Source organism: Paraburkholderia sp. ZP32-5 (genome assembly GCF_021390495.1).
Lineage (GTDB): Bacteria > Pseudomonadota > Gammaproteobacteria > Burkholderiales > Burkholderiaceae > Paraburkholderia.
On the sequence record NZ_JAJEJP010000002.1, the window covers coordinates 2,607,148 to 2,620,933 of the forward strand.

A 13,786-nucleotide genomic window follows, 5' to 3' on the forward strand; every position below is an offset into this window, starting at 1 on the left:
AGGTATCGAAGGCCGCTCAACACGAATTGGCGGCTGAGTGTAGAGCGGAAAAATTCCGGCGTCTTATCGCTTTTTGTTGCGAACACGTAACATCGTGCTATGTGGTGGTCCATGAGGATTTCGCGCACCCGAAGATGCGGGGGGAACCTGTCCGGGCACGAGTCCACTCACAACGTCCAAAGAAGAAAGATGCTCTGGTATCTCCGTGTCGACGCCCAAGGTTACGTGACCGCTACACGGGTGCCGCGTTTCTTCGATCAAAGATCGCTTGTAGTGGACGACTGACGCAAGGTTACGGCGATTCAATTTTTTGCAAAAAAACGCAATGCGACATTTCGGGTACAAAAAGCGACATGCGATAAATCGCACAGCCGCCATCCAGAAATGCGCATGAATCTGACGTTAATTTGCCGTAGTACGCCGTGTTAACCCGCCTTGACGCACCTCTCTGGGAGTGTGCCCATAGTGAGCGCGATACATGCGCCCGAAGCGCGATGCCGACATATAGCCGCAACTTTCGGCGACGTCCGCGATGGGCATGTCAGTCTGCAAAATAAGGTCGTGAGCACGAGCCATTCGAAGACCCGCATAGAATGCGGAGGGGGTTTTGCCAAGATGAGTAACGAACAGGCGCTCGATCTGACGAGTCGACAGTTGCACCCTCCGCGCGAGAACTTGCAGGTCAACCGGGTTCTGGATGCTCGACTCCATCACCTTGACTATTTCCAGCAATTTGGGGTTTCGTATGCCGAAGCGCGTCTGTGCCGGCAAGCGTTGCGCGGAGTTCTGCTGGCGAATCTCTGGATGGTTGAACTGATCCGAAATGGCGTCGGCAATATCGCGCCCTTTGCTGGCCGCGATGACGTAAAGCATCATGTCGAGGGTCACGGTACCGCCGGATGACGTGATGAACGGCCCGTCGACGGCGAAGATTGCATTGGAGGCCACGCTGCGAGGGAACTCTTCCTGGAAAGCAGCCAGTAACTCCCAATGGACCGCACACCGACGCCCATCCAACAATCCAGCCTTGGCTATCAGAAACTGACCTGCGCAAATTCCGCCAAGCACACACCCCTGACCATGCAACGACCGCAACCACCTGAATACTGTCGGCTTGTAAGCCTTTGTATGGTTCAGCCCAGCGCATAGAACCACGACGTCGCAAGCAGGCGCATCGCTAATCGAGTAATCGATCGGAATCGGCACCCCTGCGCTCGAATGAACAGGCATTCCGTCTGTAGATATAAAAATCCATTTGTAAAGTGAACGTCCCGCGATGCGATTCGCCTGCCGCAGCGGATCGAGTGCCGCGCCAAAAGTCATCATCGGGAAATCGGGTACGAGGAAAAAGCCGACACGCAGTGGTTCGCTTGCCGCCGCGATCATTTCAAGGGCGTTATCAGAGTCTTGTTGCATCATCAGATGGACTACGGGCGTTTTTGAGGTGACAGCTAACTTGCATCCAGACAAGTCGGGCTGTCAACGGTCGATTTTGAAGGGGTGTGTTGCAACCGCGCCCTTACTATCGGCCTCGCCCAGTATTACTGGCGTGTAAGCGCGCATCGGCATCATCATGGCCGGAAAGTATCCGCGCGAATCGGCCTGAGTTGTCCGTATTGCAAAGCAACTGCATTTCGTATCAGGCGCGCATGGCGATCCATGCCTCTTCCTGATCATTCAGGGCGTCGGCCAGTATAGCTACGTGCCATTCGAAATCGCGCAACTGGCCAGCCGATTCAGTAGACCAGAGCTCGCTCGGGCAGGCGGCTGCGAAACGCGCCGCTCACGATCGTCATCGCTTCAAACCGCTTTGGGATAGTCCGTGTAGCCGCGAGGTGACGATCGATTCCATCATGGTTGCCGAAGACTTAGCGCGACGTAATCTTTGTGAAGTAGAAGATACGATCATGGAAGGTCCATTACTTCCGACGCGCATCTTACCTACTCCGATCAAGATTGAATGGATTCTCGTTGGTATCGGGTCGGATATGAATTTACGTACGTTGCGGTGGTCAGAGGGAAAATTTGAAGAAGCGGCGTGGCGTGCAATGTTGGATCCGCTCTACTACCGGCCTGCTGAGGTCACTGCAAATGGCCGCCCCCCCTTGATGCAGTCGGGCGTCGGTTCCGGTCAGGAATCGGCCATTGGAGCCTGCCCTCTTACTTTGAAATGGCAGTCATATCTGAGTGTCGATGCATCATATGGCTCATGCGGATCGCGCGAATTAATCGAGCCGTGCGGTCGGTATAGGTGATGTCGTGGCCATCCGCCATATGTGAAAACGGCAAAGCCGTTAGCGGGATTTACTATCTCGGCTGAGCAGGGCAATCCATGTAAGGGTGGCCCGAACGCCTCGATTTTCCCGCCATTTCCATGGACTTCGGGTTGACCCAATTTTCGTACACGTCGCTATTGAAAACTTCGCACCAACGGCCGGGGCGAGGAACGCCGAGCCTGTAAGCGAACCAACTCGTTTCGCGCATATTCGCAACGACAACGACGTCCTCAACCTTGGTGGGCAGCCAGCGATGGAAGGCGAGTACGCGATTGTCCTGGTGAACGTGAAAGACGTTGACTTCTCCCGAGCGCAGTGCCGAGAGGCGGCGAAAACATCGACGAAAAACGCAATCAAGATGAAAGAAAACCGATAGCCCATCTTCATATCGGCCATCAAACGGAATAAATCCCCTCCCACAGGTGTTGTGCCAACAACGATCGTCGCTCGATCAGGGAAGCACACCATCAGCCGTACTTTCACCTTCCCTTCGATGCCTTTCATCACAGCGCCGCCCGGATAAGCCGTCCCGTTACCACCCCATCACCAACCTGCGACCAAGTCACCGTGAACAATCCTGCCTGTGTAGAAACGGCGATCCCCGCTCTGCTTGATGCGATACCCGAGTTCTACTGTCCGATCGCACCCGCAACGTCGCCCGCAAGCGTTATCGCCGAGGCGGACGCTCAAGTCCTCGCATGGACCGATCGTTTCGAGCTCTACGTGGATACGCGCCAGCGCGACTATCTGGCCCGCGCTCGATTCCCTCTGTTTCCAGGCAAATCGATGCCGGACGCAGACCCGCAATTACTACCGCTCGCCGGCAAGGAGGTAATGTGGCTCCAGTCGTTCGACGACGTCTATAGCGACGAAAAGCCCGGAGGCACGCCACTGCATGAGTACATCGTGCTGCTCGGCAAGCTCGCGCGTATTCTCGAAGAACCCCGGGCGAACCTGCTGCCGGATAACCCGTGGGCATCCGCGTTGCGCGACCTGCGGCTCGACGTCGAGGCGCATTCGAGTTCCGCGCAACTGGACCGCTGGGTGCGAGCGCATATCGATTATTTCGATGGGCTTCTGTGGGAAGCCGTCAATCGCGCGGAAGGCCGCAGTCCGAGCATCGATGATTACGTCACGATGTGGCTGAAGCAATCCGGCGTCTATCCGTGCATCGCGTTCACCGATCTCGCCTGCGGCTACGAAGTTCCGGCCAACGGCTGGCACGACCCGCGCGTGCGGATGCTGCGCGAAATGACGGCGGCCATCATCGGATGGGACAACGACCTGACTTCCTACAACAAGGAGGCTATGCGCGCCGAGCAATACGGCTTCCCGACCATCCAGAACCTCATTGCCGTTATCGCCGAAGAACGCGGTTGTCCCGCCACCGAAGCCGCAACTCTCGTGAGTGCCATGCGCAATCATGCGATGGCGCGCTTCATCGCAATGCGCGAGCGTGTCGTCGCCGACAGCGACCCGGCCACGTCGCGTTACGTACATGGACTTGCACAGTGGATTCGAGGCTATCTCGACTACAGCGCGCTTTCACCGCGCTATCTTCAGCCATCCGACGCATTCGAGCACGTCCTTGCGCACGGTTGGCCTATCAGCGATATCCGTCCGACCGGCAGCCATGGATGCTTGCCGGCACCGGCCTCACTTGCGGGATGGTGGTAATGAACGTCGACCTGATTGACAAGCAAACTCAGCTGCCCACGATGGATGTGCCGGAAGCGCCGATTCCTCGCGCTCCCGGCAGCATGCCGGTCATCGGCCACGCGGCGCAGCTCCTTTTTCGGCCGCTGACTTTCCTCGGCGGCCTGGCGCCCCTCGGCGGCCTCGTCCGCGTCGACCTCGGGCGATTGCCCATGCTGCTGCTCACCGACCCCGAGTTGACGCGCCAGGTGCTCAACGACAGCCGCACGTTCGACAAGGGCGGCGCGCTGTTCGATAAGGTACGCGAGCTGACAGGCAACAGCCTGCTCACGAGCCGCTACGACGATCACAAGGTGCAACGGCGCCAGATGCAGCCGGCGTTTTCGCGCAAGCGCATCCTGACCTACATCGACGTCATGAACGATGCGATCGGCGGCGTGCTCGGCGACTGGCGCGACGGTGCAACCGTCGACCTGACCACGGCCTGTTATGACATCACGGCCCGCACGGCATCCCGCACGATGTTCGCGGCCGACGTCGCCGGTGACGCAGCGGCATCGCTGGTCGAAGACCTGTCCGTTTATCTCGGCGGTCTGTTCGTGCGGATGATGCTGCCAGGTGGCGTGCTCGGCATGTTGCCGACATTGGGCAGCATCCGCTATGACCGTGCAGTCGAGCGCCTGCATGCGGCAATCGACGACATCATCGAGGCATACCGGAAATCGGGCGTCGACCACGGCGATCTGCTGTCGATGATGCTTGCCGCGCGCGACGAGCATGGCCAGCCATGGTCGCATCAGGAGGTCCACGATCAGGTCATCACGCTGTTCCTCGCAGGTATCGAAACGACGGCGGGCGTCATGAGCTGGACACTGTACCTGCTTTCGGGTCATCCGGAATTTGCAGATCGCGCGGCTGCGGAAGTGCGAACCGTGCTGGACGGTGCAACGGTCCCGCAGGCAGACCATCTGCAGCATCTGGGACAAACGCGCCGCGCCATGATGGAGGCGTTACGTCTTTATCCACCAGGATGGATTTTCACGCGCGTCGTGACGCGCGATGTGACACTCGGTCCATACCGCCTGCGTCCCGGCGATGGCGTTGCCTATAGCCCGTATGTGCTGCATCGAAATCCGGCGCTGTTCGAGGCGCCCGAACAGTTCGATCCGGACCGTTGGCTACCGCAACGTGCAACGGCACTCCCGGAGCACGGTTTCATTCCGTTTGGCGGCGGCGTGCACAAGTGCATCGGCGACCAGTTCGGCACGACCGAGGTCCTGCTCGCGCTGGCTACCATCCTGTCGCGTTGGCATCTTCAACCTGTGACGACGAAGGCCGTTCAGCCCATACCGCGGCGCGCGACGCTCACGCCGTCGCGGTTTGACGTGCGGATTCACGAGCGGTAGAACAAAAAATGGCGCGATGCCTGAAAGCATCGCGCCATTTGTATCGACCATCGTGCAGAAGCGCATCAAGCATTGGGTAGCGATTTTCACTAGTTTCCAGTGCCGGCCGCACCGGCGAATTTTCCTGCCTTTGGCGCCTTAGTCGTCGCCGTCGTCTATACCGATCGTAAATCGGCTACCCCCTATGCCCGGCTCCCAGGGTCCGATTGCCACGCAGATCAACACCGGAGAGCTTTACATAGACGCTATGAATGACCTTATTGCACTCGGCGGCAAAGCGATTTCGAATCGCCATGAATCTTATTTATGGGCAACTTTCAGTTCGACCACACCCAAGATTGCTGAGTTGGGAGCGTCTCGGTAAAGATATCTCAATCCGTAGCGTACTTCAGTCGGGAAACCGGGCCAGCACTCGCCTTCGCCTTACGTAGACCGCACACCACGTCCACCTGGGCGGAACGAACCGGCTCCCCATTGATCTGTGCGATCTGCATTGAGCGCCAATCGACATTCTAGTCACCAAAAGCGTCAGGTTCACGAAGCAATGCTTCAAATTCGTACGCTCCGCCCTGGTAAAATTTTCCCTCCAGCGCGGAGGGCATGCGGATGAGTGATTGCCGATCAAGCGGCGTGACAAGCCTCATGGGTGTTTCCCGTGGTAACTATTAATGCTCGACGTCAACACTTTGCAGTACGCGGCGGCCTTCTCCGACGACCTTGACCTGCGTACTTGACGGGCATGCTCCGGTGCAGACCGGACACCATCGGTCACCGCGCAAAGAACGCGCTAAGGCCCGAGCTTCCCACGTAACGCGTGTCGACACTGTCGACAGGCCTGGGCGCATACTTGCGGCTTAGCAAATGCCGTTTAAGGGGCTTACGAGGGTTCGAGACACGTCGTTATCGAGTTGAACGGCCAGCATCGGTCCGAATGCGATCGGACTGGGAAGCCCTGGAATATCCATCAAAAATTGGGCGACCTCTGCTTGTCGCTGCACCCGCATCGGATGCAGTTTTTCGACGTTGCCGATTCCTTCGATCGTCGTAATCTGGTCGCCTTCGTGCGTGCCTGCCAACGATAGGCATGCGTTCACGCGGCGACCGTTCACGTGAACGGTGCACGCACCGCACTGGCCGTGATCGCAGCCCTTCTTCGTGCCTGTCAAATGCAGGTGCTCGCGGACAATTTGCCGTGTCCCACTCACGCGCAAACCCCGTGCCTCACAGAATAACGCTGCAGGCTTATGCGCCATATGGTTTTAGTGCGGCCACTGCAAACAAATACGAGGAGGCAATATGGCACGCTCGAAAACCTGCAAGCAAAGATAGCGGCACTGACAGCACAAGCTGAGGCGATTGTTAAAAGGGACTCGACCGGCGTCATCGCGAAAATTCGAGGCCCGATGGAAAAGCATGGACTCACGACCGTCGACATCGACGCTCACATTGGTGGTGCCAAGAAACGTGGTCGCAAGCCGGGTGTTGAAGCTGCCGCTAAGTCGTCTACTTCGGCTGCGAAGTACCGTGACCCGAAAACTGGTGCCACCTGGACTGGTGAAGGTCGCGCGCCGACTTGGATTGCAACCGCGAACGCGCCGCGTTGGGTATCTCTGCGTACCGCGGCAATGATACGTTGCCGCTCGACATGGACGTCCGATTCTGTGGCGACCGAGCTCATGACCTGGCCACCAGCGCAATCGAATTTTACGAAGAACTGCGTGACGGTCCGTTTAAAGAAAACAATGAGCGAATCGCGGGTTTGGAAAATACCCAGCGAACGACTGATTGCTCCTTCGGGGCCTGCAGGCTTTCGGGTGGTAACAAAAATCCATCCGTTTTGGAACATCTACCTTAACGGGTTGGCCATATCACTGGTGGAGGCGCTGGAGCCTTGACGTCATGCGGACGTGTCCATCAGCATCCCGGGGTGTTCGTGGAGAGCCGTTCGACCGACAACAAACAGTCCGTTTGAAATCTTTTCTGGCGGAAGACAGCCAACTCACACTACCGTCAGTAATGCCCCGCCAAGTTTGACTCCCACCGTTACGGATCGCCGCCTACCCATGACCCTACCCATTCTTCGTCGGGCCCCGAAGGTTGGAAGTGGCCGCGCAAATTCGGTAAGCCGGATAGGGAAACTGCTGGAGCCTTAGCCAGCGATAACGCCGCGATGGAACCCGCCATGCTCGCGCGATGCACCTCACAGGCTTTTCCGACCTCATCGAATGTCACGCCAGCACACCCGATGCCGCGGAGTCGGCGTTCAGTATCGTCGTGCGATGCATGCGCCTGCGTTGCTCGGGCGTGAAGTCGCAGGTAGCAAGATGAATCGACGAGCAGTTGTCCCACAGCAGCAGATCGCCTTCGCACCAGCGATGCCGGTAGACGAATTCAGGCTTCGTCATGTGCTCGAGTAGCCCGGCCATCAGCGCATCTGAATCGGTCTCGCTCAGTCCCTCGATGCCGGCCGACAGCCCCTCGCTCAGATACAGGCATTTGCGTCCCGTAATTGGATGCTCACGCACGAGCGGATGCAGCACGTCGGGAAACTTGTCGCGCGCTTTCTGACGCTCTTCCTGAGAAAACTCACCCACATGATCGCGCTTGAGCCTCTGCTTGCGCTCGACGCTCGCGGCATAGCTGTTGCGCACCGTCAGACCATCGAGGCGACGCTTCGTGTCCTCGGGCAGCGCGTCGTACGCGCTCTGCGTGCTCGCGAAACAGGTATCGCCCAGCGGCTCGCCGTGATCGTCGCGCGGCACTTCGAGCGCGTAGAGCAGCGAGCAGCGCGGCGGATTCGGCACATAGCACATGTCGCTATGCCATGCGCGTCCCGCGTCGGCCATGCCGATCGGCTTGCCGTCTTCGACGATGTTGGAGACCACGAAAATCTCGGGATGTCCGGGCAGCAGATATGACGCGATGCCATAACGCTCGGTTGGCCCGAAGCGACGACTAAACGCGATGTGCTGCTCCGGCGTGATCCGCTGGTTGCGCAGCGCGATCACACCGTAGCGGTTGAACGCGGTTTCGATCGCGGCGAATTGCGGCTCGGACACGCCAGCGGCGATATCGACGCCCATCAGATGATGGCCCAGCGGCGCCGATGCGAACGCAATGGGTTGATTCATGTTCTGCCTCTCCTGAATGACATCCGATGCGGCGGGCCCGTGCGTTCGGCTCAATCGATCTTCGCCCCCGAAATCTGGATCACGCGTGCATAGCGTGCCGTTTCGGACTGGATGTACTGCGTGAATTCGGCGGGCGTGTCGCTGTCGGGTTCGACGCCGAGCTTCTTGAGCTTCTCGATCAGATCCGGCATCTTCATCACGTCCTGCAACGCGTCGTGGGTCCTGTCGATGGCGATCCGCGGCGTTTGCGCCGGATACAGGAATCCCAGCCACGAACTCGCGACGACGCCGGGATAGCCAAGTTCGGTCGTCGAAGGCAACGCAGGCAGCAGCGTCGAGCGACTCCTGCTCGCCACGCACAATGCCTTCAGTTGGCCCGATTTGACGTAAGGCAGCGCGGGCGGAATCGTCGTGAACATAAACTGCACGCGTCCGCCGAGCAGATCGACCAGCGCGGGCGATGCGCCCTGGTAAGGAACGTGCGTCATGTCGAGTTTGGCCTCGATCTTGAGCATCTCGCCAGCGAGCTGGATCGAACTGCCATTGCCGGTCGACGCGAAATTCACCTTGCCGGGATGCGCCTTCACGTACGCGACCAGTTCCGGCAGCGTATTGGCGGGCACCGAGGGATTGAGCACCAGCATCAGCGGCAGATTGGCCGCGAGGCCGACCGGCTCGAAATCCTTGATCGGATCGTAAGGGAGGTGCTTGACCAGCGACTCATTGATCGCGTGCGTCGTCGCGGTGCCGAGCAGCAGCGTATAGCCGTCCGGCTTCGCGTGCGCGACGAATTGCGCGCCGATCACGGTGCCGCCGCCCGGCTTGTTTTCCACCACAACCCGTTGCTTCAGACGTAGCGAGAGTTGCGCGCCGATCAGGCGCGCGACGATGTCGGCACCACCGCCGGCCGGAAGCGGCACGATCAGCCGGATCGGACGATCGGGCCACGATGTGTCGCCGGCATCGCCGGCGGCGAGTGCCCTCGCCGGCGCGACAGCAAGGTTGCTGGCCAGCAGCGCCGCCGCGGCGATCAAACGGCGCCGCGCATGATCGACAGACATCTGCGTCTCCTTGTCTGCTTCTGGCCCGCTCTTGTGGCTGGCCTCGGTGTGACGGTGTTCAGAAACCGTATAGCCGCGCCGGATTGTCGACCATCACCGTGCGCATCAGCGCGGCATCCGGCAGCCAGCGCGCGAGCAGATCGCACAGATCGCCGTCGTTCGGCATCGCGCCTTTCAGTGTCGTGTGCGGCCAGTCCGTGCCCCACACGAGACGCTCGGGCGCGACATCCACCAGCGCGTCGACGAACGGCAGCACATCGTCGTACGGATGCGCGAGATTCGACATGCGCATCGGCGCCGACAGCTTGACCCAGCATCGGCCCGTTGTCAGCAGATCGAGGATCGCGCGAAAGCTCGGCCCGCCCACGCCCTCCTGCACCGGCACCGCGCCGAAATGGTCGATCACCACATCGACGGGTAGCGCCTCGATCATCGGGCGCGCGGCGGTAAAGTCGTCCGGACGGATGCGGAACTGCAGGTGCCAGCCGAACGGCGCGACCCGCGCGGCGAAACGCGGCGCGATCTCGGCAGGTGAACTCGATCCCTTGCGCAGATTCAGACGCACGCCGCGCACGCCGGCCGCGTTCAGCTTTTCGAGTTCGGCATCGCTGATATCGTCATCGACGACCGCGATGCCTCGCAACGGGAATGTCTTGCTCGCGAGCGTATCGACCAGCAGCGAATTGTCCGTCCCATACACGCTCGGCTGAACCAGCACCGCGCGTTCGACACCGATCGTCCGCAACATCTCGAGATACGACGGCAACGGGCAATCAGGCGGCGTATAAGAGCGCGCGGCGGCGAGCGGATAGCGCGACTGCGGCCCGAAGATATGCGCGTGGCAATCGCAGCAGCCCGGCGGCAACGCGAGCTTCGGGCGACGGGGCGACGGGTCGGGCCCGGGAATTGTCGGGGTGGCGAATGGGGTCATCGTCGAGTCTCCAGGGTCCGCTTACACGCGCGCTTCGATCGGCATGCACGCGCGTCGCGTGTACGTATCAAGCGTCATTGACCACCCGCCAGCGCGATGTGATTCTGTTTGATCAACGTCGCCCATTTCGCCATGTCGGTATTGATGCGCGCCGTGAACTCGGACGGTGTGCTGCCGACCGAATCGAGCCCGAGGTTCGCCAGCACTTTCTTCACGCTGGGGTCTTGCAGCGCGCGCACGAACGCATCGTTGATCTTCGCGACGATCGCCGGGGGCGTCTTCGCGGGCGCGACGACGCCGTACCATGAGGTCGCCTCGTAGCCGGGCAAGCCCGCTTCGGCGATCGTCGGAATATCGGGTGCGGAGGGTGAGCGTTTCGCGCTCGTCACGCCGAGCGCGCGCAGCGTACCGTTTCTTACGTAGGGCATCGCGGAAGGCAAGGTCGGAAACGAGAACGCCACGCGTCCGCTGATCAGATCCGTGAGCACCGGTGCGTTGCCCTTGTAGGGCACATGACCGACGTCGATGCCCGCCATGTTCTTGAACAGTTCGCCCGCCAGATGCGGCGGTGTACCGATGCCCGCCGACGCAAAGAACAACTTGCCCGGCTCGGACTTCGCAAGTTTGATGAGCTCGCCCACGTTCTGCACCGGCAACGACTTCGTCGTCACGAGAATGCCGGGTGCCGCGACGAGTTGCGTGACGGGCGCGAAGTCGCGCACGGTGTCGTAGGGAAGATGCGGATAGATGCTCGGGTTGATCGCATGGCTGCCGCTCACGAGACCCAGCGTGTAGCCGTCGGGATCGGCGCGCGCAACGAACTCGGTGCCGATGGTGCCGCCCGCCCCCGCGCGATTGTCGACGATGATCGAACCGCCTAATAGCTGACCGGCCTTCGCCGCCACGGCGCGCGCGACGAGGTCGGTGCCGCCGCCCGGCGTGAACGGCACGATCAGATGGATCGGGCGCGCCGGATAGTCCTGCGCCTGAGCCGGCGCCACGACACAGGCGATGCCCGCCGCAAGGCAGGCGAAAGCCAGCCATTTCCTCAGCATATCGTCTCCTGAGTGTAGTTATCGTGCGCGAGGCGTGGCCTTCGAACGCTATGCGACAATCATAAGAGAATGAAGGTAATGCAGCGAGCGAGAAATACTCACTTCCCTATTACTTAATCTAAATGCGCGGCCTATGAATCCCGAGTTCCCGCCCCTCAATCCGCTACGTGTATTCGAAAGCGTCGCGCGCCATCTGAGCTTCACGGGCGCGGCCGAGGAACTGCACATCACACAAGGCGCGGTCAGTCATCAGATCAAGGCGCTGGAGACATGGCTCGGCTTCGAGCTGTTCGATCGCACGAGCCGCCGGCTGACGCTGACGCGTACCGGCGAAATCTACGCCACGCAATTGGGCCTGGCGTTCGCGCGCATCGTGCAAGCCACGCACGAACTGCTCGCGTCGAGCTCGCATCAGATCCTGACGATTCGCGGCCACACCGCGCTCTTCGTGCGCTGGCTGATCCCGCTGCTGCCGCACTTCCAGTCGGCGCATCCAGACATTCGCGTGCGGCTCGTGTCGAGCGTCGAGGGCGTCGATTTTCGCCGCGAGCAGGTCGATTTGGGCATCGTCTATGGCGATGGACCCTGGAACGGCCTGCGCAGCGATCTGCTGTTCTCCGACGCGCTGACGCCCGTGATGGCGCCAGGACTCGCGCGCGAACTGCCTGATCCGTGTACGTCGGAAGCGCTGCTCGCGCTGCCGCTGCTGCACTCGAACCGTCGCCCGCAACACTGGGCGGAATGGATGGCGGCGGCGGGCGCGAGCCGCGAGAAGTCCGCGAAGGACACCTACTGCGAGGACCTGAGCATCGTGTATCAGTGCGCGATCGAAGGGCTCGGCGTCGCGCTCGGCCAGCTCGTCTATGTCGAGCGCGACATCGCACAAGGCAGGCTCATCGCACCGCATCCGTTCGTGCTCAGGCGCACGCGCGGCTATCACCTCGTCTGCCCGCTGGAACACGCGGAAGAAAACAAGATCACGCGCTTCCGGCAATGGCTCCTCGCCGCTATCGGGACCACCCGCTGACTCATCCGCCCGTTGAGCCCGTCAGGCCAGCGCGCTCCTGAGCGCTCGGTCCACTGCATCGAGGAAGTGCCGTGTACTCGCCGCGGGCTGGCTCGCGCCGACGAGACTCGCGAGATCACGCGTCATCACGCCGCGCTCTACCGTAGCAATGCAAGCGGCTTCCAGATGTTTCGCGAACGCGACGACATCGGCCGTGCGATCGAGCTCGCCGCGCCGGATCAAGCCGCGCGTCCACGCGAAGATCGATGCGATCGGATTGGTCGACGTGTCGCGGCCGGCCTGATGCGCCCGATAGTGACGCGTGACCGTGCCGTGTGCGGCTTCCGCCTCGAACGGTACGCCCCGCGGCGACATCAATGCGGACGTCATCGCACCAAGCGAGCCATAGCCTTGCGCGAGTGCGTCCGACTGCACGTCGCCATCGTAGTTCTTGCATGCCCACAGATAGCCGCCGGTCCACTTCAGATTCGACGCGACCATGTCGTCGATCAGCCGATGCTCGTAGGTCAGCCCAGCCGCCGCGTAGGCGTCGGCGAATTCCGTTTCGAATACGTGCTGGAACAGATCCTTGAAGCGCCCGTCGTAGACCTTGATGATGGTGTTTTTGGTCGACAGGTAGACCGGATAGCGGCGCAGTAGTCCGTAATTGAAGCAGGCGCGCGCGAAGCCGATGATCGAAGCATCGGTGTTGTACATCGCGAGGCCGATGCCGTCTTCGCCGCCCGAATAGACCTCGCGTTCGATCGGCTCGCCGCCGTCGTCGGGCACGAACCTGAAACTCAGGCGACCCTTGCCCCTGAAAGTGAAATCGGCGGCGCCGTGCTGGTCGCCGAACGCGTGACGACCGATCACGACCGGCTTGTCCCAGTGCGGCACGAGGCGTGGAACGTTGCGGAACAGGATCGGCTCGCGAAACAACGTGCCGTCGAGGATCTGACGGATCGTACCGTTCGGGCTCTTCAGCATCCTCGGCGAACCGTACTCGAGCATGCGCTCGCGATCGTGCGTTACCGTTGCGCATTTCACCGCCACGCCGTGTTTCAGCGTGGCATGCGCGGCTTCGATGGTGGCCCCGTCGGCGGTGCGGTCGCGCGCTTCGATGCTGAGATCGTGGTAGTCGAGGTCCACGTCGAGATACGGCAGGATCAGCTGCTGCCGTATCCATTGCCACATCACCCGGGTCATCTCGTCACCGTCGATTTCGACGATGGGATGTAGAACTTTGATCCTGGACATAGCTTGC

At 60.7% G+C, this 13,786-nt stretch carries 12 protein-coding genes and 1 pseudogene; 5 read left to right on the plus strand and 8 right to left on the minus strand.

Features of this window, described 5'->3' with window-relative positions; translation table 11 throughout:
* Positions 1–402: 402 nt before the first annotated feature.
* Complete coding sequence (locus L0U82_RS30430) at positions 403–1,419, minus strand: GlxA family transcriptional regulator (RefSeq protein ID WP_233836872.1); 1,017 nt, start codon at positions 1,417–1,419, stop codon at positions 403–405.
* A 434-nt stretch (positions 1,420–1,853) separates the two neighbouring features.
* Here L0U82_RS30430 and L0U82_RS30435 point away from each other — a divergent pair, with 434 nt between their 5' ends.
* On the plus strand, positions 1,854–2,255 hold the full coding sequence (locus L0U82_RS30435) for a hypothetical protein (RefSeq protein ID WP_233836873.1): 402 nt from the start codon (positions 1,854–1,856) through the stop codon (positions 2,253–2,255).
* Positions 2,256–2,307: 52 nt separating this feature from the next.
* Here L0U82_RS30435 and L0U82_RS30440 read toward each other — a convergent pair whose 3' ends face one another.
* Positions 2,308–2,682 carry an alpha amylase C-terminal domain-containing protein gene (locus L0U82_RS30440; protein WP_326489782.1) on the minus strand — a complete coding sequence of 125 codons (375 nt, stop codon included), beginning with the start codon at positions 2,680–2,682 and terminating at the stop codon, positions 2,308–2,310.
* A 380-nt stretch (positions 2,683–3,062) separates the two neighbouring features.
* On the opposite strand from L0U82_RS30440, the gene L0U82_RS30445 reads away from it, so the two are divergent.
* Positions 3,063–3,953 carry a terpene synthase family protein gene (locus tag L0U82_RS30445; RefSeq protein WP_233836874.1) on the plus strand — a complete coding sequence of 297 codons (891 nt, stop codon included), beginning with the start codon at positions 3,063–3,065 and terminating at the stop codon, positions 3,951–3,953.
* On the plus strand, positions 3,953–5,338 hold the full coding sequence (locus tag L0U82_RS30450; RefSeq protein WP_233836875.1) for a cytochrome P450: 1,386 nt from the start codon (positions 3,953–3,955) through the stop codon (positions 5,336–5,338). The genes L0U82_RS30445 and L0U82_RS30450 overlap by 1 nt, the downstream gene beginning before the upstream one ends.
* A 998-nt stretch (positions 5,339–6,336) precedes the next feature.
* Here the strand turns inward: L0U82_RS30450 and L0U82_RS30455 are convergent.
* Positions 6,337–6,591 (minus strand): annotated as a pseudogene (locus tag L0U82_RS30455) (2Fe-2S iron-sulfur cluster-binding protein); the annotation flags it as partial.
* Here L0U82_RS30455 and L0U82_RS30460 point away from each other — a divergent pair.
* Positions 6,583–7,233: an H-NS histone family protein gene (locus L0U82_RS30460; protein ID WP_233836876.1), complete on the plus strand. Its 651-nt coding sequence runs from the start codon at positions 6,583–6,585 to the stop codon at positions 7,231–7,233. The pseudogene L0U82_RS30455 and the gene L0U82_RS30460 sit on opposite strands and share 9 nt — an antisense overlap.
* A 333-nt stretch (positions 7,234–7,566) precedes the next feature.
* Here the strand turns inward: L0U82_RS30460 and L0U82_RS30465 are convergent, their stop codons facing one another.
* From L0U82_RS30465 to L0U82_RS30480, 4 genes are all read right to left on the minus strand, one after another.
* Positions 7,567–8,469 carry a TauD/TfdA dioxygenase family protein gene (locus tag L0U82_RS30465; RefSeq protein WP_233836877.1) on the minus strand — a complete coding sequence of 301 codons (903 nt, stop codon included), beginning with the start codon at positions 8,467–8,469 and terminating at the stop codon, positions 7,567–7,569.
* Between the two features lie 50 nt (positions 8,470–8,519).
* The gene (locus tag L0U82_RS30470) at positions 8,520–9,530 is read right to left on the minus strand and encodes a tripartite tricarboxylate transporter substrate binding protein (protein WP_233836878.1); all 1,011 of its coding nucleotides are present in this window, start codon (positions 9,528–9,530) and stop codon (positions 8,520–8,522) included.
* A gap of 58 nt (positions 9,531–9,588) precedes the next feature.
* On the minus strand, positions 9,589–10,461 hold the full coding sequence (locus L0U82_RS30475; protein ID WP_233836880.1) for an amidohydrolase family protein: 873 nt from the start codon (positions 10,459–10,461) through the stop codon (positions 9,589–9,591).
* A 74-nt stretch (positions 10,462–10,535) separates the two neighbouring features.
* On the minus strand, positions 10,536–11,516 hold the full coding sequence (locus tag L0U82_RS30480; RefSeq protein ID WP_233836881.1) for a tripartite tricarboxylate transporter substrate binding protein: 981 nt from the start codon (positions 11,514–11,516) through the stop codon (positions 10,536–10,538).
* Positions 11,517–11,649: 133 nt separating this feature from the next.
* On the opposite strand from L0U82_RS30480, the gene gcvA reads away from it, so the two are divergent.
* Positions 11,650–12,543, plus strand: coding sequence for a transcriptional regulator GcvA (gcvA, locus tag L0U82_RS30485; RefSeq protein WP_233836882.1), 894 nt, complete (start codon positions 11,650–11,652; stop codon positions 12,541–12,543).
* A gap of 21 nt (positions 12,544–12,564) precedes the next feature.
* Here the strand turns inward: gcvA and L0U82_RS30490 are convergent, their stop codons facing one another.
* The gene (locus tag L0U82_RS30490; RefSeq protein WP_233836883.1) at positions 12,565–13,779 is read right to left on the minus strand and encodes an NADP-dependent isocitrate dehydrogenase; all 1,215 of its coding nucleotides are present in this window, start codon (positions 13,777–13,779) and stop codon (positions 12,565–12,567) included.
* Positions 13,780–13,786 lie beyond the last annotated feature (7 nt).

Excerpts from the sequence above, each read along its gene's own strand:
- L0U82_RS30460 (WP_233836876.1), top strand. The coding sequence starts at position 6,583 with ATGCGCCATATGGTTTTAGTGCGGCCACTGCAAACAAATACGAGGAGG.
- L0U82_RS30480 (WP_233836881.1), bottom strand. The coding sequence starts at position 11,516 with ATGCTGAGGAAATGGCTGGCTTTCGCCTGCCTTGCGGCGGGCATCGCC.
- gcvA (WP_233836882.1), top strand. The coding sequence starts at position 11,650 with ATGAATCCCGAGTTCCCGCCCCTCAATCCGCTACGTGTATTCGAAAGC.
- L0U82_RS30430 (WP_233836872.1), bottom strand. The coding sequence starts at position 1,419 with ATGATGCAACAAGACTCTGATAACGCCCTTGAAATGATCGCGGCGGCA.
- L0U82_RS30450 (WP_233836875.1), top strand. The coding sequence starts at position 3,953 with ATGAACGTCGACCTGATTGACAAGCAAACTCAGCTGCCCACGATGGAT.
- L0U82_RS30435 (WP_233836873.1), top strand. The coding sequence starts at position 1,854 with ATGGTTGCCGAAGACTTAGCGCGACGTAATCTTTGTGAAGTAGAAGAT.
- L0U82_RS30470 (WP_233836878.1), bottom strand. The coding sequence starts at position 9,530 with ATGTCTGTCGATCATGCGCGGCGCCGTTTGATCGCCGCGGCGGCGCTG.
- L0U82_RS30475 (WP_233836880.1), bottom strand. The coding sequence starts at position 10,461 with ATGACCCCATTCGCCACCCCGACAATTCCCGGGCCCGACCCGTCGCCC.
- L0U82_RS30445 (WP_233836874.1), top strand. The coding sequence starts at position 3,063 with ATGCCGGACGCAGACCCGCAATTACTACCGCTCGCCGGCAAGGAGGTA.
- L0U82_RS30465 (WP_233836877.1), bottom strand. The coding sequence starts at position 8,469 with ATGAATCAACCCATTGCGTTCGCATCGGCGCCGCTGGGCCATCATCTG.
- L0U82_RS30490 (WP_233836883.1), bottom strand. The coding sequence starts at position 13,779 with ATGTCCAGGATCAAAGTTCTACATCCCATCGTCGAAATCGACGGTGAC.